This is a genomic window from Fusobacterium perfoetens (assembly GCF_021531475.1).
Lineage (GTDB): Bacteria > Fusobacteriota > Fusobacteriia > Fusobacteriales > Fusobacteriaceae > Fusobacterium_B.
The window spans coordinates 16,655-41,862 of sequence record NZ_JADYTX010000009.1 but is presented as its reverse complement, the minus strand read 5'-3'; the positions used below and the strand labels follow the sequence as shown (position 1 = coordinate 41,862).

Below are 25,208 nucleotides of genomic sequence, written 5' to 3'. Positions count from 1 at the left end.
TATAAGGTTTAAAAGTTTTTAGGAGAAAATTATGAAGATAGGATTAGTACTTGAAGGTGGAGGAATGAGAGGAGTATATACAGCAGGTGTATTGGACTCTCTTATAAATAAAAATTATTGTGCAGATTATCTTATAGGTGTGTCAGCAGGTTGTACAAATGGAGCTTCTTATGTTTCTTGGCAGAAAGAAAGAGGAATGAGAACAAATATAAACTATATCGATGACAAAAGATATTTAAGTTTTTGGAGTTATCTAAAAACAGGTTCTCTTTTTGGAATGGACTTTCTTTTTTATGATATTCCTGAAAAATTAGATCCTTTTGATTATGAAAGTTGTTTTAATTCAAAATGTGATTATAGAGTGGGAATTACTAATATAGAAACTGGAGAAGAAGAATACTACGGAAAAGAGGCTCTGAAAAAAGAAGATAGAAATATTATTTTACGTGCTTCAACATCTTTACCTATAGTTTCACCCATTGTAACAATAAAAGGGAAAAAATATCTTGATGGAGGAATAGGAGATCCGATTCCTATTAAAAGAGCCTTTGAAGAGGGCTGTGATAAAGTAATTGTAGTCCTTACTAGGGATAGAAATTATAAAAAATCTGCTACAAAGGGAAGATGGTTTTTTGATATTCTTTATAGAAAGTACCCAAAACTTGTGGAACTAATTTTCAATCGCCATGAAAGATATAATTCTATATTGGAATACATTAGAGAGATGGAAAAAGAAGGGAAAGCTTTTGTTGTAGCACCTGAAAAACCTATTGAGATAGATAAATTTGAAAAGAGCAAGGAAAAACTTTTTGAAGTGTATAAATTAGGGCTTGCTGATGGAACAAAAGTTTTTGAAAAATATAAAGAATTTCTTGATGTAGAAGGGCATCAGAAAATATAAAAATGCTGAAAGGATTTTCCTTTCAGCATTTTTATATTTCAGGATAAAATTATTTTTTTAGATATTTTTTCTCATAATCTTTTAAAGAAGCAATAGCTTGGTTTCCAAGAGGAAGTAGAGCCATCATATTAAATACTGTCATTAAAGCCACTCCTAAATCTCCTAACTCCCAAACCCAGTTGTATTGAGCAATTCCTCCGAAGAAAAGCATAACAAGTCCAATAGCTTTATATGTATTTTGTGGCCACCACTTATCTCCGAATAAGAAAGATAAAATACTTCTTGAGTAGAACATTACACCTAAGAAAGTAGAGAAACTAAATAGAAAAAGAATAACTGCTATAAAGATAACTCCTATTTCTCCAATGTGGTAGTTCATAGCACTTTGAAGTAGATCCATTCCCATTAATCCATCAGTAACAGATTTTGGTGCAAGTAGAATAATAAAAGCAGAACAGCTACAAATAAATAAAGTATCTATAAAAACTCCAAAAGATTGGATAAGTCCTTGTTTTGCTGGGTGAGAAACGTCAGCAGCTGCAGCAGCATTTGGTGCAGAACCAGAACCAGCTTCATTAGAGAATAATCCTCTTTTAACTCCATTCATAAGAACAGCTCCAAATCCTCCAGAAACTACTTGTTTTATTCCAAAAGCTTGAGAAACAATTTCTTTGAACATTGTAGGAATAGCACCGATATTTTTTACCATAATAAATATAGTTAATAAAAGATATAAACAAGCCATTACAGGTACAACTTTATCAAGAATACTTACAACAGTATTTTTTTTGAAAATTATAATTCCAGAAATAACGACCAAAGCTATTGTAGTGTGAAGAACTGGAATGTTAAAAGCATTAACAAATGATTGAGAAACAGAGTTTGCAACTATTTGGCTTATACCAGCCCAACAGATTAAACCTGATAAAGAGAACAATATAGCCACTCCTCTAAAACTACAAGATTGTCTAAAACGAGTACCGAATCTTGTAGATGCAACATCAGCTTCATCAAGGTTATCTTCAACACAAAGGTCGCTAGTTCTAACTTCTGTCATCAATCTCATTCTACTTATATAGTAAGAAGGACCACCTTTAAATCCACCATATAATGGATCTTTTTCTTTGTAGATTTGTGCAAGAGTAGATTCTATAAAAGCAGTAGCTGCTCCAAATAAAGCAACAACCCACATCCAAAATACAGCTCCAGCTCCTCCAAAAGAGATAGCAGCTGCAACTCCAGCAAGATTTCCCATTCCAACTCTACAAGCAGTAGCAACAATAAGAGCTTGTAAACCAGATATTGATTTTTCATCATTAGAATGTTTTGGCTCTAATGTAACTTTTATCATTTCAGGAAAAAGTCTGAAAGGTAAAAATTTAGTTTTGAAAGTAAAAAATATTCCAACTGGTAAAAGAATAAGAACCATAATGCTCAGTCCTATTGTAGTTTCACCAAATTGTAAATTAATAAAATCTCCCCACAAAAGTTTGTTAAGAGACATTACAGTAGCAACAATAATTTTTTCTAAAAAATTAATAATTTCCATAAATCCTCCCCAAGTTTTATTTTTATAGTACCTATTATAGAATAAAAAAATTATAAAGTCAACAAAATTTTTTAAACATTTTATATAAAATTATTTTCATAAGTTTTTAATTTTATTAATTTAAACAATATTAAACAAAAAGTATATAAACAACTAAAAATTAAACAAAAATTGTTTAAGAAATAAAAAAATAGAAAATAAAAATTATATTATGATGTTTAAAGAATTTAAAAAGATTTCCAAAATTATAAAATAAAAAAGTTGAAAAAACTATAAAAATATGTGATAATATTCCAGTATATAGTGGTGTAAAAAAAATAAAACACATTATATTGTGATTTTAATAGAAATGGAGTTGCCAATGGATAAAATAAAAAAATATAAAGAAAAGATAAAAGATATAGAAAATGATATTTTAAAATTTTCTAAAAATTTAGAAGTAGATTATAATTTTTTAATAAATTATATAGAGGAAAATATAGAAAATTTTCAAAAAAGAGAGATAAAAGAAATCTATGATATTATTATAAATAAAACAGTATCTTTTACAAGTTATGAAGAGAGTGATTGGACTTATTTAGCTGGAAAACTTTTGATGAAAAAGTTAGTAGACGATGTAGAGGAAAATAGAGGATTTTCTTATGGAGATTTTTATAAAACTATAACATCTTTGGTGGAAAAAAATATCTATGATAAAAGGCTTTTGAAATATACAAAAGAGGAGATAGTCGACCTTGAAAAATCAATGGATTATTCAAGAGATATGATTTATGATTATGCTGGAGCTAATATGCTAGTTAATAGATACCTTGTAAAATATCAAGGGAAAATTTTTGAACTCCCACAAGAGGTATTTATGGTAATTGCTATGCTTTTAGCTATCAATGAAAAAGAGAGAGTAAAAATAGCAAAAAGTTTTTATGAAGTGCTTTCTACTAAAAAAATATCTTTAGCCACTCCGATTTTGGCAAACTTAAGACTTCCAAAAGGAAATCTTTCATCTTGTTTTATAACTGCCATAGATGATAATATAGAATCTATTTTTTATAATATAGATTCCATTGCAAAAATAAGCAAAAATGGTGGAGGAGTGGGAGTAAATATTTCTCGTATAAGAGCAAAAAATTCTATGGTCAATGGATATTATAATGCAAGTGGTGGAGTTGTACCTTGGATAAAAATTATAAATGATACAGCAGTGGCAGTAAATCAACAAGGAAGAAGAGCGGGAGCTGTAACTGTGGCACTAGATTCTTGGCACTTGGATATTGAAAGTTTTTTAGAACTTCAAACAGAAAATGGTGACCAAAGAGGAAAAGCTTATGATATCTATCCTCAGGTAGTTTTATCAGATATTTTTATGGAAAGAGTTGATAAAAATCTCAATTGGACATTGTTTGATCCTTATGAAATTAGACAAAAATATGAAATTGAGCTTTGTGAAATTTATGGAGATGAGTTTAGAGAAATCTATGAAAAAATAGAAAATGACAAAACTCTTACTTTAAGAAAAACTTTAAAAGCTAGAGAATTATTTAAAAATATTTTAAAAGTTCAAATAGAAACAGGAATGCCATATATTTTCTTTAAAGATACAGCAAATGAGAGAAATCATAATAAACATAGCGGAATTATTGGAAATGGAAATCTTTGTATGGAAAGTTTTTCTAATTTTTCTCCAAGTAAAAATTTTACAGAAAATATAGAAGAGGGGCAAGGAGTTAGAAAAGTAGAACTTGGAGAGGTACATACTTGTAACTTGGTTTCTATGAACTTGGCTGAAATAGAGGATAGTGAGCTTGAAAAAATAGTTAGTCTTGCTGTGAGAATTCTAGATAATACAATAGACCTTACAAAAACCCCAATTAAAGAGTCAGATAAACATAATTTTTCATATAGAGCTATCGGTGTAGGAACAATGGGACTTGCTGATTATCTGGCAAAAAACAATATCTCTTATTCAAAATCAATAGATGTAGTAGATAAACTTTTTGAAAAAATAGCTCTTTATAGCATAAAATCTTCGTCACTTTTGGCAAAAGAAAGAGGTGTCTATCCATTGTATAAAAACTCTGAATGGGAGAAAGGAAGATTTTTCCAAAAAGATAGAGATTGGTATAGAGAAAATTCAAGTTTTTCTAGCGAGTGGGAAGAGGTATTTGATACAGTAAAAAAATATGGAATACGTAACGGAGAGCTTACAGCGATAGCCCCAAATACATCAACATCACTTTTAATGGGAGCTTGTGCCTCAGTAAATCCAACTTTTTCAAAATTCTATATTGAAAAAAATCAAAAAGGAGCAGTCCCAAGAGTAGTAAAATATCTAAAAGAAAAAAACTGGTTTTATCAAGAATTTAAAAATATAGAGCTAGAAACTTATATAAAAATAATGAGCAAAATTGGTAAGTGGACAACACAAGGAGTTTCAATGGAGCTTATATTTGATTTGAATAAAAATATAAGGGCAAAAAATATCTATGACGCCTTTCTTACAGCTTGGAAAGAGGGGTGCAAATCAGTTTATTATATAAGAACTATCCAAAAAAATACAAATAAAATCAACGAGAAAGAGGAGTGTGAAAGTTGTAGTGGATAAAAAAATACTTTTTAATCCTTTAGGAGATGACTCTCTTATTCAAAGAAAAATAATAAAAGGTAATAGTACAAATATTTTTAACCTTAATAATGTAAAATATCAATGGGCTAATCATCTTTATAGAAATATGATGGGAAACTTTTGGATTCCTGAAAAAATAGATTTAACACAAGATAAAAATGATTATAATAATTTGACTTTTGATGAGAGAGAGGCATATAACGGAATTTTATCTTTTTTAATATTTTTAGATAGTATTCAAACAAACAATATTCCAAATATCTCTGATTATATAACAGCTCCAGAAGTAAATTTGATACTTTCAATTCAAACTTTCCAAGAGGCGATACACTCACAATCTTATCAATATATAATAGAATCAATCTTACCAAAGGAGATAAGAAATTCTATCTATGATAAATGGAGAGATGATAAGATTTTATTTGAAAGAAATAGATATATAGCAGAGATTTATCAAAATTTTATAGAAAATCAAAGTGATGAAAATTTTGCTAAAACTATAATAGCTGATTATCTTTTAGAGGCAATATATTTCTATAATGGATTTAATTTTTTCTATCTTTTAGCAAGTCGTAATAGAATGATGGGAACTTCTGATATTATAAGACTTATAAATAGAGATGAGCTTTCTCACGTAATAATATTCCAACAACTTTTAAAAGAGATAAAATCTGAAAATTCAAATTTCTTTAAAGATGAGATAATTTATGAGATGTTTGAAAAAGCTGTTGAACAAGAGATTGCTTGGACAAACCATATAATTGGAGATAGGGTTTTAGGAATAACAAAGGAAAATACTGAAAAATATACTAGATGGTTAGCTAATGAAAGATTAAAATCAATAGGATTAAAACCTATTTATAAAGGATTTGATAAAAATCCATATAAGCAACTTGAAAAATTTGCCGATACAGAGGGAGAGGGAAATGTAAAAGCAAACTTTTTTGAAGGAACTGTTACAAGTTATAATATGAGTTCGTCTGTCGAAGGTTGGGACGAATTTTAAAAAATAGAGAGAAAAAATTCTCTCTATTTTTCTATTATTATTTTATTGGTTCAAACATTTGAAGAACCTCTTTGGAATATTTTCCATCATCGTCGTGAGCCACAAGAGGTGGAAGAATAGTCATACTATTTTTTCCAAATTTTATCCCCTCAATCAATAAAATCTTTGCTTGTTTATCAATTTTTGTATGACAAAATCTTAATTTTTTTGGAGAAATTCCATATTTTCTCATTAAGTCTAAAATTTCTAACATTCTATCAGGACGATGTACCATTGCAAAATACCCCTTATCTTTTAAAAGACAAGATGCCACTTGGATGATCTCCTCTAAAGTGATAGTTATTTCGTGACGAGCTAACGTTAGTTGGTCTAAATCATTTAAAAATTCTTCATTCCCATTAAATTTAAAAAATGGAGGGTTAGTGATAACAGCATCTTGAGAGCCGTGATTGAAATATTTTTTCCAATTTTTCATATCATCATTTATAATTTCTATTTGCTCACTTAAACTATTTATTTCAATATTTCTTTTTGCTAAATCGGCAGAAACTTTTTGTATTTCAAGTCCAGTTATTTTAGCCTTTGTTCTCTCAGATAAAAATAGTGGAATAGCACCATTTCCAGTACCAAGGTCAACAATTTTATTAACACCTTTTCCCAGTGAAATAAAATTTGAAATAAGTAGTGAGTCCAAAGAAAAATTAAAATAATCATTTCTTTGGATAATTTTTAGATTTTTATTTAAAAGATTGTTAACAACCTCATTTTGATTAGTGATATTTATTTCTGAGTTATTCATTTTTTCTCCTAAAAATTTTTATTTTTCGTTATATTTTATCATTTTTAACAAAAAAAGTTAATATTATTTTTACAATTTAACTACTAGGGATTTTACTTAGTAGATTTATAGTTTAATCTATGATATAATAAAGGGATGGAAATTTTAAAAAATTGTGAGGTAAATAATGAATTACATGGCATATGTTAAGGAGATTTTAAAATTAGCTCTTCCTGCTGTGGGAGAGATGGTTTTGTACATGTTAGTTTGGGTATTTGATACTATGATGGTTGGACATTATGGGGGAAAATTAGCAGTTGCCTCTGTAGGTTTTTCATCGGAGATTATGTATACGGTTATTAATACTTTAATAGGAATGGGACTTGCTGTTGCAATGACATCTATTATTGCAAGAGGTCTTGGAGCAAAAGATGAAATAAAAACTACAAAGTTTGCAAACCAAGGTTTTAATCTTGGATTTAGTGTGGCTCTTGTAGTGGCTCTTACATATTTTATTTTTGCTGATAAAATTTTAAATTTTTTAGGGGCGGAAAAAGATATAATAAAAAATGCTACTATTTATATAAGAATATGTTCTGTGGGAATGTTTTTCACAATGATAGGAAATATTTTCAGTGGAATTTTTAGAGGTTGTAAAGATACTCGTACTCCACTTTATGGGGCAATGATAGCAAACTTTGTAAATTTAGGGCTTGATTATGTTTTAATTTTTGGAAAATTTGGATTACCAGAGCTTGGAGTTCCAGGAGCAGCTATTGCCACAGCCACAGCTGGAATAAGTTGTTTTTCTTTTTTACTTTATAGAACAAGAACTCTTCCAATAAAACTTAAATTCTTTTCAAAATTTGATAAAAAAATAGCAAAAGATATTTTAAGATTTTCTATACCAGCCTCTCTTCAAGAAGGAGCTTTTAGTATAGGAAAGTTAATCGGTGTAACTATTGTTATGTCACTTGGAAGTCTTGCTTTTTCAGCAAACCAAATCTCTGTCACAATAGAAAGTATTAGTTTTATGCCCGGTTGGGGATTTTCTCTTGCTTGTACTGCTCTTGTGGGACATTGTACAGGAGAGGGAGATTTTGAAAAGGCTAAAAAATATATAAATACAACAGCTATACTTTCTGGAATTATAATGGGATTTTTTGGGTTAATTTTCTTTTTCTTCTCAAAGGATATAATAAAACTTTTTATAAAAAAAGAGGAAGTGGAAGTAATAGCACTGGGAGCTTTATGTTTACAGATAGCTTGTTTCCAACAGATTGGAACATCTCTTGGAATGACTTGTTCAGGAGCTTTCAAAGGGATAGGAGATTCAAAAACTCCATTTAAGGTAAGTTTTGTTTGCAACTGGCTAATAAGATTACCTTTGATGTATTATTTCTTGTACCTAAATAAAAAACCACTTACATATTTTTGGTGGATAACAGTTTTACAATGGAACTTAGAGGCTTTGACACTTTTTGTTGTATATAAAATAAAATTCAGAAAATTATTAAAAAATCAAAACCTAAAATTGACGGAGGAAAAATTATGATAAAAGCATTAGCATTTGATTTGGACGGGACGTTACTAAATAGCCAAAAAAAATTACCAGTTGGTGCAAAAAAAGTTTTAAGAGAACTTTATCAAAAAGGAATGGAAATTTTAATAGTTACAGGACGTCCATATTCTTCAACAATACCAACTTTAAAAGATTTGGATCTGCCAATAACAGCTATTTGTTATAATGGAGGAAAAATAGTAGATACTTCAATTGAGGATAATAAAGATAAAGTATTAGTAAATAAAATACTTCCAAAAGATGTAGCGAAAGATTTGATAGATTTTGTTAAAAGAAAAGATATTGAGATAAATCTTTTCCAAGATGATATTTGTTATGTGAGAAGTTTAGATAGTTATAGTACAAAAATTTATGTAAAAAATTCTGGACTTACCCCAATTCTTGTAGATATAAATAAAATATCTCCAGATAATATCACAAAGGGAGTTATCATCGATAATGATGAAAACTTTTTAAATGATTTAAAAGGACAGTTAAAAGATTTAATGGGAGATAGAGCTTATATAACTTTTACACAAGCTCAGTATTTAGAAGTTTTAAACAAAGATATAAATAAAGGAAAAGCTTTGACAGAAGTTTTAGCCTCAAAAGGAATAAAAATGGAAGAGTGTATGGCCTTTGGAGATTCTGAAAATGATTTGGAGATGATTCAAGGAGTAGGACACGGAGTAGCTATGAAAAATGCCATAGATGATGTAAAAAAATTATCTAAATATGTCACTGAAAAAACAAATGATGAAGATGGAATTGAGATATTTTTAAAAAAATATTTTGAAGAAAAATTAAATTAAAATTTTTTAAACTGACCTTGTGAAAAATAGGTTTCTTGCTAAAAACGAATAAGTATGATATAATATTGTTCTGAAAATTTTTTAAGATGAGGATAATTAATGAATAATTTAAAAAATCAAAATGAAATATATTTTATGTTAAGCTCTGATGAAAATGGAGGGTACATAAAAGCCGTTGACAGTCAAAAAGAAAAAATTTCAAATTTTTCAGATTATGATATACAAGATGAGCATATTCAAACTATTGTAGATATTTTACAAGATGTTGAGACTGATGATTTCTTTTCTGGGTGGGGAGATGTGTCTTCTACAAAGGAACTTTATTTGGAAGATGCTGGACAATTTATTTACAATTTGAAAAATATAGATAATTTTGTAGATGAAAATTTTAATAAAATTCTTTGGAGTTTTGAAGAAAATACTCTTACTTTAAAAATTCGTGAGATAGAGGGAGACGAATTTAATCTAAAGTCTGAGTTACTTCTTAATAAAAAATATTTTGATTTTCAGATTATCAGTGAAAATTTGATTTATAGAAAAGGTGTAATTTACTCCTTTGATAATTTTATAGATGATATTCGTTTTATAAAAGAGTTGAATACAGAGATTTCAAAGGAAAATATTGAAGGGTATCTTTCACTTGCTAACCACTATATAAAAGATTTAGAGATTGATTATCTAGATTATACAATAGAGGAAAGAAGTGAAATAGAGGGAGTACCACAACTATCTATTGAAAAAATTTCAAAGGATAACAGTCTTTTCTTAAAGGTTGAAACATTTTTTTCAAGTTTAAGTGATACTTTTATAAAGACAAATGATTTAGAAAAAATAATAGTTATCAATAATCTTGAGAAAAAGGTATTTATCTGTGAAGTAAATTACAAAACTTTTGAGTTAGTAGTAGATGAGATAGTAAAACTTCTTGTAAAACATCAAAGAAATTTTTCAATTCGTTCTGGGTATTATTTAGATGAAAATAATCTTTTGATAATTCAAGAGGAGATTGCTAAAGAGTTTATCACAAAGGATCTATTCCAACTTGCTACAAAATATAGAATAGTTGGTTCTGATAAATTAAAGAAATATAATATCAAATTTATAAAACCAAAACTTGTAGGAAGACTTACGACTTCAATAGATTTCTTAGAGGGAAATTTAGAAGTAGAGATTGGTGATGAAAAATTTAGTATCATAGATCTTTTAAATAGACTTAAAAAAGATTCGTATATAGTTCTTGGAGATGGAACTAATGCAATAATAAATAAAAAATATATAGAAAAACTTGAAAGAGTTTTTGAAAATGCCACTTCAGAAAATGTAAAAATATCTTTCTTTGATCTTCCTATCATAGAAGAACTTATCAATGAAAAGATTTTTGAAGATGGGCAAAATCCACAAAGAAACTTTTTTGAGGGAATAAATGATATCTCTGTTGATAAAAATCTTCCAAAGATAAATGCAACTCTTAGAGAATATCAAAAATATGGTTACCATTGGATAACTTATCTTTTAGAAAATAATCTTGGAGCTTGTTTAGCTGACGATATGGGACTTGGAAAAACTTTACAAGCTATTGCAGTAATAACAAATCTTCATAAGAAAAAACTTAGTGAAAAAACTTTGATAGTTATGCCAAAGAGTCTTGTTTTTAACTGGGAAAGTGAGATCAATAAGTTTAGTCCAGATTTAAAAGTTGGAATTTACTACGGAACTAATAGAGATATGGAAACTTTTAAAAATTATGAAGTTATCCTTACAACTTATGGAACAATAAGAAATGATATAGAAGAGTTAAAAGATATAAAACTTGATTTTGTAATCTTAGACGAATCACAAAATATAAAAAATATCTATTCACAAGCTAACAAAGCAATAATGCTTTTAAATACAAGATATAGACTTGCTCTTTCAGGAACACCTATTGAAAATAATCTTTTAGAGCTTTACTCATTGTTTAGATTTTTAAACCCAACAATGCTTGGTTCAATAGAAAACTTCAATAGATATTATATGTTGCCAATTCAAAAAGATAACGACAAAAATGCAATGGAAGAGTTAAAGAAAAGAATTTACCCATTTATTTTAAGAAGGGTTAAAAAAGAAGTTCTTAAGGACTTACCAGAAAAAATTGAAAAAACTCTGTTTATAGAGATGAATAAAGAACAAAAAAGATTCTACGAAGAGAGAAGAGCTTATTATTATAATTTGGTTCATTTAAGTATAAAAACAAATGGACTTAATAAAAGTCAATTTAGTATTCTTCAAGCTCTAAATGAGTTAAGACAGATTGCAAGTTGCCCAGAAAATAAAAATCCAGCTCTTTACTCAAATAAAAAGATAGCTGTTATAGAAAATGCCATTGAGGCTGTAAAAAATAATCATAAGGTTTTAATATTTGCAAACTATCTTTCATCAATAGATAGTATTTGTAGAGAATTAAGTGAGAGAGGAATAAAATATCTATCAATGACAGGAGATACAAAAGATAGACACTCACTTGTTGACAAATTCCAAAACGATTCAAGTTATAAAGTTTTTGTTATGACTTTGAAAACTGGAGGAGTAGGTTTAAACCTTACAGCAGCTGATACAATATTTATATATGATCCTTGGTGGAATAAAACTGTTGAAAATCAAGCTATCGATAGAGCTTATAGACTTGGACAAGATAACACAGTTTTTGCATATAAGATGATACTTAAGGATACAATAGAGGAAAAAATATTAACATTACAAAAAGCAAAAAGTCTTCTTATAGAAAATCTAATATCTGATGAGGGAGCAAACTTCAAATTCTTAAGTGAAGAGGATATTGAATTTATTTTAGGAAGTTAAGGAGAAAAAAATTGGGAATTAGTAGAGATAGGTTTAGAAAGGCGTTAGATAATTTTTATTCACAAGAGATGCTTTACGACCTTTTTAAAACATATTTTATTAAATGGATAGCAGAAGGTTATATAGGGATAAACTTAGGACTTTTTGAAGTTTCTCTTCTGACAGAAAACAGTCCAAAGATAAAATTCCTTGATCTTTTGGAGCAATCTTTAGCAAGGGAAGAAGTTTTTATAGCAGTGTTTAAAACTTTACCTGAGGGAATAAAAAAGATTTTTAATGAGATTGCTTGGAATGGAAAATATATAATCTCACAAGAGGAGAGAGCAATTTTCTTTAGAAAAGAGCAAAAGTTTTCTGCTGTGGTAGACTTAAATGAAAAATATGCTTTCTTTAAATATGGAGAGGATAATCAAAAAAATGAATATCTTTATATAGATAATGATATTGTTAGATGGTATAGACAATTCCTACCAAAAAATAGAGAGTGTTTTATCTATACAGTAAATAAAAATGAAAATTGGTCTGTTGGAAATAATGAAGAAAGTATAATTGAAAATCTTGGAAAATATTTTAATTTTTTCAATGATGGAAAACTAGAACTTTCTACAAGTGGAAAGCTACTAAAATCTTCAAAAATAGGAATGCATAAATATTGTAATATTGAGGAATATTATAAAAATCTAAATGATTTGGATTTCCTAAAAACTGAAACAATAGCACTATTTTTCTATATTCTAAAAAAAGAATACTTGAATGGAACTTATCTAAGAGGGAATAATTTAAAAAATATAATACTTGATTTCTTAAATGGAGATAACTTAATAGATGATAACTACACTTATTCAAGACTTTATCTAAATTATCTGAAAGGATATGGAAAACCTAAGAAAAATAATAGTGAAGTCATAAGAGGAATCCATACAATAAGAGATATTTTACAAGATATTTCTCCAGATAAAATAATAAGTGTTGATAATCTTATAAACTATATTATTTATAATGATAAATTTATAGAAATTTTAAATGTAGATGCTGTGTATGAACATGTATATATAAATGAAGCAAACTATGAGAGAACAAAACTTTCTACCTATGAAAATTATCAAGGGTATATAATAGAGCCATTTATAAAATCTATACTATTTATTCTAGGAACTTTTGGAGTTTTAGAAATTTATTATACAGCACCAACTGGAAAAAAATCTTTATATCTAAGACACGGATATTTATCAAAATATGATGGAATAAAAGGGTTTAAACTTACAAAACTTGGAGAATATATTTTTGGAAAAAGAAAAAATTATGAGTTTAAACAGGTAGAAGAAGGAAGTGTTTATTTAGAGGACGATTTCCTTTTAGCCACTGTTGTAGGAGAAGCCCCGGTAAGAACACTTTTCCTAGAAAGCATTGGAACAAAAATATCTCCTACAAAATTTAAAATTTCATCAGAGAGTTTCTTGAAAAAAATCAGCAATAGAGCTGAGCTTGAGGAAAAAATTCAAGAATTTAGAAATAAAATATCTGAAAACCCTGGAGAAATATGGGAAAATCTATTTAAGGAGCTTTTAGAAAGAATGACATCAGTAAAAATTCTTAATGATTATTCTGTTTTACAAATTAAACAAGATAAAAATTTAATAAACTTTATCTCTTCTAATAGAGAGATTTCAAAACTTATATTAAAGGCTGAAAATTTTCATATTATAATAAAAAATGAAAATATAAAAAGTTTTGAAGAAATATTAAATAGCAATGGATATTTCCTAGCTTAATAAAATATTAGACTGATCAAATTGATAAAACATCCTTTTGAGCAGTCTTTTTTATTATTTCATTAGTTTAGATTTTATGGTATAATCACTTGAAAAGATATTTTTTGGAGGGGAAAAGATGTTAGAAAAAGTATTGATAATTAACACAGGTGGAACTATTGGAATGGTACATAATGACCCTAATGATCCAACTAGTCCATTAAGACCTGCTAAAGATTGGCACGAAATAGCAAAAGAACACCCTATTCTTGAAAAATTTCCAACTGATTATTGTCAGTTAGACCCACTTATTGATTCATCAGATATGTGTTTAGAAGTTTGGGTAAAAATAGGTGAGATAATAGAAAAATTTTATGATGAATATAGAGGATTTGTAATTCTTCACGGAACAGATACAATGGCATTTACAGCCTCAGCACTTTCATTTATGTGTAAAAATCTTTCAAAACCTATAATTCTTACAGGTTCTCAAGTACCACTTCAATTTCCAAGAAGTGATGCTTTACAAAATCTTATTACAGCTATTCAAATAGCTGGAAATGAAGTTTATGGAGTTAGACTTGTACCAGAGGTAGCGATATTTTTTAGAGATACTCTCCTTAGAGGAAACAGAGCTAGAAAAATAGATGCAACAAATTATTTTGGATTTTCTTCACCAAACTATCCAGCAATAGGAGAGGTTGGAGGAGATATAAAAATTATAAAAGATAGAATTTTAAAACCTAGCCACGAAAAATTTTATTTAGATAAAAGATTTTCAAATGAAGTTATTGTACTAGAACTTTTCCCAGGGTTAAATTTTAGTTATCTGAAAAATATTTTTAAGGAAGGGTCTGGAATAAAAGGGGTTATTCTTAAAACTTATGGAAATGGAAACGCTCCAACAAGCCAAGAGTTTTTAGATTTTCTAGAATATATCTCATCCCAAAAAATAGTTATAATAGATATAACTCAATGTACAAAAGGTTTTGTAAAAATGGGACTTTATGAAGCAAGTGCAAAATTAACTGATATTGGAGTAATAAGTGGAACTGATCTTACTCCAGAGGCAGCAGTTACAAAACTAATGTATCTTTTAGGAGCTTATAAAGATATAAAACAGATAAAAAGAAAAATGCAAGTTGACATCTGCGGAGAGCAAACTTTAAGTCAATATGATTTTAGTTTTGAAAGTGATGGAGAGTTTACTGATTATTTTGAAACTGAGATAGTAGTTCCTAAAAAATTAAAAAAAGAGTATCTTTTAAGATCTGTTGCTCGTGTTGTAGGGATAAAAGATAGAGAGTGTGAAGATAAAGATTTAATAATCACAATGTCTATTGAAAGTCTTGATGATTATAATGATAATTTTATAGAACCAAATAGTAAAATTCAAAAAATTGTAAAAAAAGATAAAAAAGATGCTCATATTCTTTTTGATAAATCAGTAAAAAGAATTTTAGACAGCAGTAGAATGGTAAAAATTACAATGACAAGTAATATGAAAATAACTTGGGAAAATATAAATTTCTCAATCTATTCTGAGCTAATATAGATTTTTTCTTTATTTTATTTCGAAAATATTATACAATTAATATATAAAATATTTTATTTTTATTAGGTGATTTTATGTTTAAGATACATTCAAGTTTTAAACCAACAGGAGATCAACCACAAGCTATAAAAACTTTAGTGGATAATATAAAAAAAGGTGTAAAAGATCAAGTGCTTTTGGGAGTTACTGGGTCTGGAAAAACTTTTACTGTGGCAAATGTTATAGCAGAAGTTGGAAAACCTACTTTGATACTTGCTCCAAATAAAACTTTGGCAGCTCAACTTTATTCTGAGTATAAGAAATTTTTTCCAGAAAATGCAGTTGAGTATTTTGTATCTTATTATGATTATTATCAACCAGAGGCTTATATAAAATCAACTGATACTTATATAGAAAAAGATTCATCAGTAAATGATGATATAGATAGACTTAGAAATGCAGCTACAGCAGCTCTTATTAATAGAGATGATGTGATTATTGTTGCCTCAGTTTCAGCAATTTATGGGTTAGGTTCTCCGGAAACTTATAAAAAAATGACAATCCCAATAGATCTGAAAACTGGTTATGATAGGTCAGAACTTTTAGAAAAACTTATTAATCTAAGATATGAAAGAAACGATATTGCCTTTGAGAGAGGAAAATTTAGAATCAAAGGAGATGTCATAGATATTTATCCATCTTATATGGAGATGGGTTATCGTTTAGAATTTTTTGGTGATGATTTAGAAAGTATATCTACTATAAATACTTTGACTGGTCAAAAAATTCAAAAAAATATTCAAAGAATTGTTATCTATCCCTCAACTCATTATCTAACAGAGGAAGAAAAACTCGAGTCAATAATAAATGAGATAAAAGAGGATATGACAAAAGAAGTTGAAGATTTTAAAAATGCTGGAAAAATTTTAGAAGCAGAACGTCTTAAACAAAGAACTACTTATGATATTGAAATGATTCAAGAGATAGGTCACTGTAAAGGGATAGAAAATTATTCAAGATATTTAAGTGGTAAAAAACCAAATGAAAGACCAGACACTTTGATAGATTATTTTCCAAAAGATTTTTTAATATTTATAGATGAATCACATATTGGAGTGCCACAAATCGGTGGAATGTACAACGGAGATAGAGCTAGAAAAGAATCTTTAGTTGAAAATGGTTTTAGATTAAAATCAGCATTGGACAATAGACCACTAAGATTTGAAGAATTTAGGAAAATATCAAATCAAACAGTATTTATCTCAGCAACTCCGGGAGATTTTGAAATAGAGGAATCAAAAGGAAATATTGCAGAGCAACTTATAAGACCAACAGGTTTAGTTGATCCTGAGATAGAGATAAGAAAAACAGAAAATCAAGTTGATGATTTGTTGGAAGAAATTCGTGAGAGAGTAAAGAAAAAAGAGAGAGTTTTGGTAACAACTCTTACCAAAAAAATGGCAGAGGAGTTAACAGAATATTATGCAGCCTTAGGTGTAAAAATAAAATATATGCACTCTGACATTGATACTCTTGAAAGAATAGAGATAATAAGAGAACTAAGATATGGAACTATAGATGTAATTGTTGGAATAAATCTTTTGAGAGAGGGACTTGATATTCCAGAAGTTTCATTGGTAGCAATTTTAGAGGCTGACAAAGAGGGATTTTTAAGAAGTAGAAGATCTTTAATCCAAACTATTGGTCGTGCTGCAAGAAATATTAATGGAAAAGCTATTCTCTATGGAGATATTATCACAAAATCTATGGCTCAAGCAATAGAGGAAACTGAAAGAAGAAGAAAAATTCAAAAAGAATATAATGTATTTAATAATATAGACCCAAAATCTATAATAAGAGAGGTATCTGAGGAAGTTTTAAATCTTGATTATGGATTGGATATAGAGGAAACTAAAAAAGCATCAGAGATGAACTTTACATCAAAAACCGATATTGAAAAAGAGATTTCAAAACTTCTTAAGGAGATAAAAAAATGTTCTGAAGAACTTGATTTTGAAACAGCTATCCTTAAGAGAGATAAGATGAACAAACTTAAAGAGATGTTATTGGAGTTATAATGGAAGATAAAATTTATGGAGTAAGTGAATTTAATAGAATAGTTAAAAATTTTATAGATGATGTACCAGAGTTCCATAACTTTTTTTTAAAAGGAGAGCTTTCAGGAGTAACTTATTATAAAAGTGGACATCTATATTTTACTATAAAAGATAGAAAATCTCAGATAAAATGTGCAGCTTTTAGTTATAAATTAAAAAGAATTCCAGAAGATCTGAAAGAGGGAGACAGTGTTACAATTTTTGGAGATGTGGGATTTTATGAAGTTCGTGGAGATTTTCAAATTTTAGTTCGTCATATAGAAAAAGAAAATTCTATGGGGGAACTTTATAGAAAACTTGAAATGGTAAAAGAAAAAATGGAAGAAGAGGGATATTTTTCATCAGAAAATAAAAAGCCACTTCCAAAATATCCAAGAAACATCGGTGTAGTTACCTCTTCAAATGGAGCTGGACTTTATGATATAATAACAACATCAAGAAAAAGAATGGATAATATAAATATCTATGTATATCCAGCAAAAGTTCAAGGAGATGGAGCAATAGAGGAGATTATCGAGGGGATAAAAACTTTGGATAAAATTCCAGAAATTGATCTTATTATTGCTGGACGTGGTGGAGGAAGTATCGAAGATCTTTGGGCTTTCAATGAAGAGAAAGTTGCAATGGCGTTTTATAATTGTAAAAAGCCAATAATTTCTGCAGTAGGTCACGAGATAGATTTTTTACTTACAGACTTAGTGGCTGATGTAAGAGCTGCTACTCCAACTCAGAGTGCTGAAATAGCAATTCCAGTAAAAAAAGATGTGTTAGAGATGTTAGAAGATGATAAAAAATATCTTACATCTCTTATTAAGAAAAAGATAGAACATTCAAAGATACATTTAGAAAATAGAGAGAACTCATATGCTTTAAAAAATTTCTCAAAAGTTTTTAAAGATTCAAAAGAGATACTAGACAGTAAAGAGGTTGAGCTTGAAAGAGCTATGAAACTTTTACTTGAAAGAAAGAAACAAAAAATCCAAGTTCAAGCTGAGAAAATAATCTCTCTAAATCCATTGAATATTTTATTCCGTGGATATTCACTGGTAAAAGCTAATGAAAAAATAATAAAATCTTCTGATGAGGTAAATCAAGGAGATGAAATAGAGATAAAATTATATAAAGGTAGCCTTGTAGGCATAGTAAAGGAGATTAAAAATTAATGAAATATTTTCTTAAGATTTTTTTAGTATTAGCAATTTCTTTAAATTCATTTGCAAATAGTTATTTCGATAATGCAGGTTTACTTGATGGAACAGTTAATATAGATTATAGTGATATGGAAGAGGCTGAGGGATTTTTAGAAAAAGATGAAGAAAGACCAACAAAGATAACTTTTGAATACGTGGATAAAAAAACAAAAGCTAAAAAAAGTTTTTTTATTAAAATTATTCAACAAAAACCAGATGATCCAAGACCTGCTGAGATAGCCACTATTGAGGAGTTGGTAAAAAGAGAAACTATAAGAGAAAAAGCAGCAGCCATGCTTAAATATTATAATAAAACTTTTAGAGAACATTTAGAAAAAATAAGTGGTGATTCAAGAGAGGTTTATAATCTTGGAAATTATTATTTTACACACAATCAGTATGAAAAAGCTAGAGATGTTTTTAGTAAAAATATAGATAGTGTAGAAAATCTTTTTGGAGCAGCGACAACTAATAGATTTTTAGGTGATTATAATATGGCGATAGCTTATTATAGTGAAGTTATAGATATGAATCCAAATCTTGCAGAACCATATTTTGGTAGAGGGATTTGTTATAGAAATAAAGATAAAACAAGAGAGGCTTTAGCTGATTTTCTAAAATATAAAAGTATGAAAAATAGTGAAGAGGCTTATGCAGCACTTGGAAATATTTATATAATAAGAAAAGATTTTTCAAATGCTAAGTTTATTTTAAATGAGGGAAAATTGTTGTATCCTAAATCAAAAGTGATAAATGACCTTTTGGTAAGAGCTCACGGAAAATAATAAGGAGAGAATATGGATTGGTATCGTTTAAGAGTTGTTAGTATAAAAGATAATATTATTTTTAGGTTAATGAGTTCTTTTGAAAGATATCAAGATATATTCAAACTTTCTGAAGAGCAACTAAAAATATATTTTAAACTTGATGAAATAACAATTTCATTGTTACAGAAGTCTAAAAATATAGATATAGAAAAAGAGATAAAATTTTTAGAAAAAAATAAAGTAAAAGTTATATCATTAAAAGATAAAGATTATCCTGTGGGATTAAAAAATATTTCACACCCACCAGTATTTTTATATTATAGAGGAGATATAAATCTTGCAAAAGAAAATACAATAGGAGTTGTGGGAACAAGACAAGCCTCATCTTATGGGAAAAGAGCTTGTGAAAAAATAACATCAGAACTTGTAAATTCAAAAGTAGTTACTGTAAGTGGATTAGCTTCAGGAATAGATACAATTTGTCATAAGACTACATTGGAAAAAAATGGAAAAACAATAGCAGTTGTCGGTTCTGGGCTTGATATTATCTATCCTAGAGAAAATAGAAAATACTGGGAAGAGATAGGAGAAAAGGGACTTATTATATCCGAATATCCTCTTGGTACTGAGCCACTTGCTTATAATTTTCCTATGAGAAATAGAATTATAGTGGGACTTTCGAGAGGAATTTTGGTAGTTGAAAGTAAGGAAAGAGGTGGAAGTTTAATAACAGCTTCTCTAGCACTTGATGAAGGAAGAGATGTATTTGCCATTCCGGGAGATATAAACTCTCCAGTATCAATAGGAACAAATAATCTTATAAAAGATTCAAAAGCTAAACTTGTAACTTGTGGAGAGGATATTTTAGATGAGTTTGGCTGGAAAAAAATAGATAAAGAGGAAACTATTTTGGGCTTGTCAGATGATGAGGCTAAGATATATAACTCTTTAGTGAGAGAAAAAAATCTAGATGAACTTGTAATTATCACAGGAATAAAACCTAAAACACTTTTAGCTATACTTATGAATATGGAGATAAATGGGTATATTTCAAGTGTTAGCGGAGGAAAATATATAAGAAAAGCAAGATAATTTTATTTAGTGAAAGGTATGGAATTATGAAGAAGAATGATAAAAAAAATCTAGTTATAGTAGAATCACCAGCTAAGGCAAAAACAATAGAAAAAATACTAGGAAATGATTTTTTAGTAACAGCATCTTTTGGACATATAAGAGATTTGCCGAAAAGTACCTTGGGAGTAGATATTGAAAATAATTTTACTCCAAATTATTCTACTATTAGAGGTAAGGGAGAGGTAACAAAAAATTTAAAAGCCCTTGCAAAAAAATCAGAAAAAGTATATCTGGCTTCTGACCCTGATAGAGAGGGAGAGGCTATTGCTTGGCATATTGCCCATACATTAAAATTAGATGAAAATGAAAATAATAGAATAGAATTTAATGAAATTACAGCTTCAGCTATAAAAGATGCTATAAAGCACCCAAGAAAAATAGATATGAATAAAGTTAATGCTCAACAAGCTAGAAGAATTCTTGATAGACTTGTGGGATATGAGGTAAGTCCACTTTTATGGAAAGCTATCTCTTCAAATACAAGTGCAGGACGTGTTCAATCTGTTGCTCTGAAGCTTATCTGTGAATTGGAAGATAGTATCAAAGCTTTTGTTCCAGAGAAGTTTTGGGATATTACAGGAGAGTTTAAAGATAAAATAAATCTAGCTCTTTATAAAGTTGAAGATAAAAAAATAGATAAACTAAAAGATGAAAAAGTAGTAGAGAAAATAAAAACTCTTAAAGGAGAGGAATTTTTAGTTGATGGAGCAAAGGTAACTAAGAAAACTAAAAATCCGCCACTACCATTAAAAACAAGTACACTACAACAACTTTCATCTTCATATTTAGGTTTTTCAGCTACAAAAACTATGAAGATAGCTCAAGGACTTTATGAAGGGGTAAATATAAATGGAACTCATAAAGGGCTTATCACTTATATGAGAACAGACTCTGTAAGAATTTCTGAAGAAGCTGTTCAAATGGCAAAAGATTATATTTTAGAAAATTATGGTAAAGATTATGTTGGTGAAGGAGTAAAGAAAACTACTAAGAAACAGGAAAATATCCAAGATGCCCATGAGGGAATAAGACCTACTGATGTTAATTTTACACCAGAATATCTTTCAAAATTTTTGGATAAAGACCAATTAAAACTTTATACTCTTATTTGGGAAAGATTTTTAATTTCTCAACTTGCACCAATGAAATATGAGCAATTTGAACTTCTTTGCTCAAAAGATGGAATTCAATTTAGAGGAGTTTTAAATAAAATATTATTTGACGGATATTATAAACTATTTAAAGATGAAGAGGATATTCCTTTAGGAGATTTTCCAAATATCCAAAAAGATGATAAATTAAAACTTGTAAAATTAAATATCAAAGAGGATTTTACAAAACCACCTGCAAGACTTACAGAATCATCTCTTATTAAAAAATTAGAGTCTGACGGAATAGGAAGACCATCAACATACGCAGCTATTATCAATACTTTAAAAGATAGAGAATATGTAACTCTAAAAGGAAAAAGCTTTGTACCAACAGAACTTGGATATGAAGTAGAAAGAGTATTAGATGAAAATTTCAAAAACTTTATGAATGTAAAATTTACTGCTGACATGGAAAATAAGCTTGATGATATAGCAGAGGGAAAAGAAAAGTGGCAGGAGATTTTAAAAAATTTCTACACTGAGCTTTCAAAGTATATAGAAAAATATAAAAAAATAGTAGATGCTGATGAAAATAAAATTATAGTTTCAGATATGCCTTGTCCTTGTGGTGAGGGGTATATGATAATGAAAAATGGAAGATTTGGAAGATATTTAGCTTGTTCCAATGAAGACTGCAAACAAAATATCTCTCTTCGTGGAATAGAGATTCCTATGGAGGAGATAAAAGCTGGAAAAATACACGTTAAAGATATTGTTGAACAAAAAATTGCTGAGAAAAAAGGGAAACCAACTGATGTATTAGCAGACAATGGTTCTCCAATGCTACTTAAGTTTGGAAGATTTGGAAGTTATTTAGAGAGTGAAAATTATTCTTCTGATAATATCAGAACGCCTCTTCCTAGTGAAATAAAAAAAGCCTTAGCTTTAAATGAAATCCCAGAAGAAAATGGAGTTGTAAAATTAAATTTAAGACTTCAAGCTATAAAAAGTGAAGAAAAAGCTATTCTTGATAAAGCTGGAGTTTGTGAAAAATGTGGACGTCCATTTAGAATAGGTAAAGGAAGATGGGGAAGATATTTAGCTTGTACAGGTTATCCAGAATGTAAAAATATAAAAAATCTTGATAAAGATGGAAATGTAATAGAAAAAAAAGAGAAAGAAGAAACAAAAAAAACAACTAAAAAAACTAAGAAATAGAAGAAGGAGAGAAAAACTTTTCTCTCCCCCTTTTTTTTGTATATTTTAAATTATTGCGTGAAGGCTAAACTTTATTTGCTACAGGAGTTTTCTTTTTTAAACTCATTAAAACTTTTGTTCCTTCAATAACTAATATTAAAGCAAGTCCAAAGATAAAGAAAATTACAACAGATTGTAAACCGTGAACTGCTAATTTTCCTTGTCCACTAACTAATAATAAAACGTTAGTTTTGAAAGAGATTAATAGAGAACTCATAGTAGCACAAATCATAAATACCATTGGGATAAATAACATTTTATTATTTCTACCAGTTTTTGCAAGCCATACAGATACACCTAAGAAGCAAGGAACAGCAACTAATTGGTTACAAGCTCCAAAGATTGGCCAAATATTTTTATAACCACCTAAACAAAGGATTCCATCTAAGAAAACAGTTATAACAGTAGCCACATACATATTACTAAATGATTTAGTTATTCCTTTATTTTCTTCAGGATTTTTTGAAGTGAATAATTCTTGGAATAAAAATCTACCAAGTCTAGTAGCTGTATCAAGTGAAGTTAAAGCAAAAGCTGAGAAAGCTAGAGAGATAACTGTAAATGTAGTTCTTACAGCAATATCACTAAATCCCATTGCTCCGAAAAATCCAGAAACACCAGTAGCGAAAACTACTGCTGGAGAACCAGCTGGCATTTTACCGTCTTTAAATAAAACTCCAACTGTGATAAGAGCAATAACAGCTAATACACATTCAATTAACATAGAACCATATCCAATTAATTTTGCATCTTTTGCGTTATCAAGTTGTTTTGATGTTGTCCCTGAGCCGATTAATGAGTGGAATCCAGAAACTGCCCCACAAGCTACTGTGATGAATAGATAAGGGAAAACAAATTGTCCATTAAAACTATTTTTCATTCCAGTAAAACTTGGAAGATTGATAGTTGGGTTAGTGAAAACAACTCCGATAAAAGCTGCTAAAATCATAAAATATAATAAGAAACTATTTAGATAATCTCTTGGTTGTAATAAGATCCATACAGGTGTAACAGAAGCTACAATGATATATACAAATACAAATCCAAGCCAGAAATTTTTACTTAAGTAGATAGGGAATTTAAGTCCTACATAGATACAAAGAACTAAAAGAGCAACTCCCGCTACTGAAGAAATTACTAATGGAGCATTTTTTCTATAAACTAAAAATCCAAATGCAACAGCTAAAGGAATAAATAAGATAGATGCAGTTGCAACAGAACCATTAGCTTGAATATAAGTTTTTGTTCCGTCAGCTGCCACTGTATATCCTTGGAATGTACTTGCAACGATGTCAGCGAAAGCTGCGATAACTAGTAAGATTACTAGCCAAGCAAATGTTGTAAATAAAACTTTACATTTATGACCGATATATTCTTCAATAACTTCCCCTAAAGTTTTTCCACCATGTTTGATTGAAACGACGATTGATGAAAAATCTTGAACTCCTCCAAAGAATATTCCTCCTACAACAATCCATAAAAGAACTGGTAACCAACCAAATACAGCAGCTTGGATAGGACCTGTTATTGGTCCAGCTCCAGCAATTGAAGCGAAATGGTGTCCTAAAAGGATAGGAGCTTTTGCAGGAACGTAATCAATACCATCTTCCATAGTGTGAGCTGGTGTAACTTCTTTTGGATCTACTCCCCATTGTTTTGCAAGCCAAGAACCGTAGGTAACATAAGCAACTAAAAATGCAAAAATTGATAATACTAAAATCATTAAACTACTCATAAATTTTCCTCCCATTTATTAAAAATTGTTATACTTTAGAAACTTTTTTCATAAACCTCTTTTAAATCTTTAGCAGGTTTGTTGTAATAAACTTTTTTGTTTTTTAAGTCTACTCCGATAACTTTTGTAGTTAAAAAACCTCTTATAGAAAAAAGATAAGTCTTTTCAAAACTAAATTTTTCTATTTTTTTAATTAAGTTTTCATTTATTGGTGAAGAACTTATAAAAACTAAACTTAAAAATGATGTCATATGATTTTTTTCAGGATATTTATTTCCATTTCTTATAAAATGACTTTCTAATTTTTCTTTTAAAAGTTTTTCATAATTTTTAAATATTTCTTCAGTAAGATTATCTAACTCTATGAAAAAAATATGTTCAAAATTATTTACTTCCCAAAGATTTACCTCTTTTACTAAAACATATTTTTCAGCCTTAGAGTTAAAATATCCATAGGCTGAAAAATAGTTTCCTTCAAAATCATAATTTCTTATTATATCAAAAGAGTTTTTATAAAGTTCAAGAATATTATCCAGATATTTTTTACTATCCATATCTACTCTCTTT

The 25,208-nt window shown here is 28.7% G+C and carries 16 protein-coding genes and 1 pseudogene; 13 read left to right on the top strand and 4 right to left on the bottom strand.

Translation table 11 applies throughout. The features are described 5' to 3' along the window. Nucleotides 1-31: 31 nt before the first annotated feature. Nucleotides 32-901 carry a patatin-like phospholipase family protein gene (locus tag I6E15_RS03455; protein ID WP_235244279.1) on the top strand — a complete coding sequence of 290 codons (870 nt, stop codon included), beginning with the start codon at nt 32-34 and terminating at the stop codon, nt 899-901. Nucleotides 902-950: 49 nt separating this feature from the next. On the opposite strand, the gene I6E15_RS03450 is transcribed toward I6E15_RS03455, so the two are convergent. Then, nucleotides 951-2,450: an alanine/glycine:cation symporter family protein gene (locus tag I6E15_RS03450; protein ID WP_235244277.1), complete on the bottom strand. Its 1,500-nt coding sequence runs from the start codon at nt 2,448-2,450 to the stop codon at nt 951-953. Nucleotides 2,451-2,811: 361 nt separating this feature from the next. Here I6E15_RS03450 and I6E15_RS03445 point away from each other — a divergent pair, with 361 nt between their 5' ends. Beyond that, nucleotides 2,812-5,049, top strand: coding sequence for a ribonucleoside-diphosphate reductase subunit alpha (locus tag I6E15_RS03445; protein ID WP_235244275.1), 2,238 nt, complete (start codon nt 2,812-2,814; stop codon nt 5,047-5,049). Further along, entirely contained in the window at nt 5,042-6,076 is a 1,035-nt protein-coding gene (locus tag I6E15_RS03440; protein WP_235244303.1) for a ribonucleotide-diphosphate reductase subunit beta, read from the top strand. Before I6E15_RS03445 ends, I6E15_RS03440 begins: the two co-directional genes overlap by 8 nt. Before the next feature lie 37 nt (nt 6,077-6,113). Here I6E15_RS03440 and I6E15_RS03435 read toward each other — a convergent pair whose 3' ends face one another. Beyond that, nucleotides 6,114-6,875 (bottom strand): tRNA1(Val) (adenine(37)-N6)-methyltransferase, encoded by a 762-nt coding sequence (locus tag I6E15_RS03435; RefSeq protein WP_235244273.1) that lies wholly within the window; start codon nt 6,873-6,875, stop codon nt 6,114-6,116. Nucleotides 6,876-7,041: 166 nt separating this feature from the next. On the opposite strand from I6E15_RS03435, the gene I6E15_RS03430 reads away from it, so the two are divergent. The 10 genes and pseudogenes from I6E15_RS03430 (at nt 7,042) to topA (ending at nt 22,867) form a co-directional block, all read left to right on the top strand. Further along, a complete protein-coding gene (locus tag I6E15_RS03430) occupies nt 7,042-8,409 on the top strand; it encodes an MATE family efflux transporter (RefSeq protein ID WP_235244271.1) in 1,368 nt (455 codons plus the stop codon). Next, nucleotides 8,406-9,227, top strand: a complete 822-nt coding sequence (locus I6E15_RS03425; RefSeq protein WP_235244269.1) for a Cof-type HAD-IIB family hydrolase — start codon at nt 8,406-8,408, stop codon at nt 9,225-9,227. The genes I6E15_RS03430 and I6E15_RS03425 overlap by 4 nt, the downstream gene beginning before the upstream one ends. 99 nt (nt 9,228-9,326) lie before the next feature. Next, nucleotides 9,327-12,065 (top strand): DEAD/DEAH box helicase, encoded by a 2,739-nt coding sequence (locus tag I6E15_RS03420; protein WP_235244268.1) that lies wholly within the window; start codon nt 9,327-9,329, stop codon nt 12,063-12,065. A gap of 11 nt (nt 12,066-12,076) precedes the next feature. Next, nucleotides 12,077-13,837, top strand: a complete 1,761-nt coding sequence (locus I6E15_RS03415) for a hypothetical protein (protein ID WP_235244267.1) — start codon at nt 12,077-12,079, stop codon at nt 13,835-13,837. A gap of 118 nt (nt 13,838-13,955) precedes the next feature. Beyond that, nucleotides 13,956-14,984 (top strand): annotated as a pseudogene (locus I6E15_RS03410) (asparaginase); the annotation flags it as partial. A 461-nt stretch (nt 14,985-15,445) separates the two neighbouring features. Next, nucleotides 15,446-17,428 carry an excinuclease ABC subunit UvrB gene (gene uvrB / locus I6E15_RS03405; protein WP_235244265.1) on the top strand — a complete coding sequence of 661 codons (1,983 nt, stop codon included), beginning with the start codon at nt 15,446-15,448 and terminating at the stop codon, nt 17,426-17,428. Next, nucleotides 17,428-18,630 (top strand): exodeoxyribonuclease VII large subunit, encoded by a 1,203-nt coding sequence (gene xseA, locus I6E15_RS03400; RefSeq protein WP_235244263.1) that lies wholly within the window; start codon nt 17,428-17,430, stop codon nt 18,628-18,630. Before uvrB ends, xseA begins: the two co-directional genes overlap by 1 nt. Next, nucleotides 18,630-19,442 (top strand): tetratricopeptide repeat protein, encoded by an 813-nt coding sequence (locus I6E15_RS03395; RefSeq protein ID WP_235244260.1) that lies wholly within the window; start codon nt 18,630-18,632, stop codon nt 19,440-19,442. Before xseA ends, I6E15_RS03395 begins: the two co-directional genes overlap by 1 nt. 12 nt (nt 19,443-19,454) lie before the next feature. Continuing rightward, nucleotides 19,455-20,516, top strand: a complete 1,062-nt coding sequence (gene dprA, locus I6E15_RS03390; protein ID WP_235244258.1) for a DNA-processing protein DprA — start codon at nt 19,455-19,457, stop codon at nt 20,514-20,516. A 26-nt stretch (nt 20,517-20,542) separates the two neighbouring features. Next, nucleotides 20,543-22,867 (top strand): type I DNA topoisomerase, encoded by a 2,325-nt coding sequence (gene topA / locus I6E15_RS03385; protein WP_235244257.1) that lies wholly within the window; start codon nt 20,543-20,545, stop codon nt 22,865-22,867. Nucleotides 22,868-22,931: 64 nt separating this feature from the next. On the opposite strand, the gene I6E15_RS03380 is transcribed toward topA, so the two are convergent. Together I6E15_RS03380 and I6E15_RS03375 are read right to left on the bottom strand one after the other, a co-directional pair. After that, complete coding sequence (locus I6E15_RS03380; protein WP_235244255.1) at nt 22,932-24,641, bottom strand: carbon starvation protein A; 1,710 nt, start codon at nt 24,639-24,641, stop codon at nt 22,932-22,934. Nucleotides 24,642-24,676: 35 nt separating this feature from the next. Beyond that, entirely contained in the window at nt 24,677-25,195 is a 519-nt protein-coding gene (locus I6E15_RS03375; protein WP_235244253.1) for a hypothetical protein, read from the bottom strand. Nucleotides 25,196-25,208 lie beyond the last annotated feature (13 nt).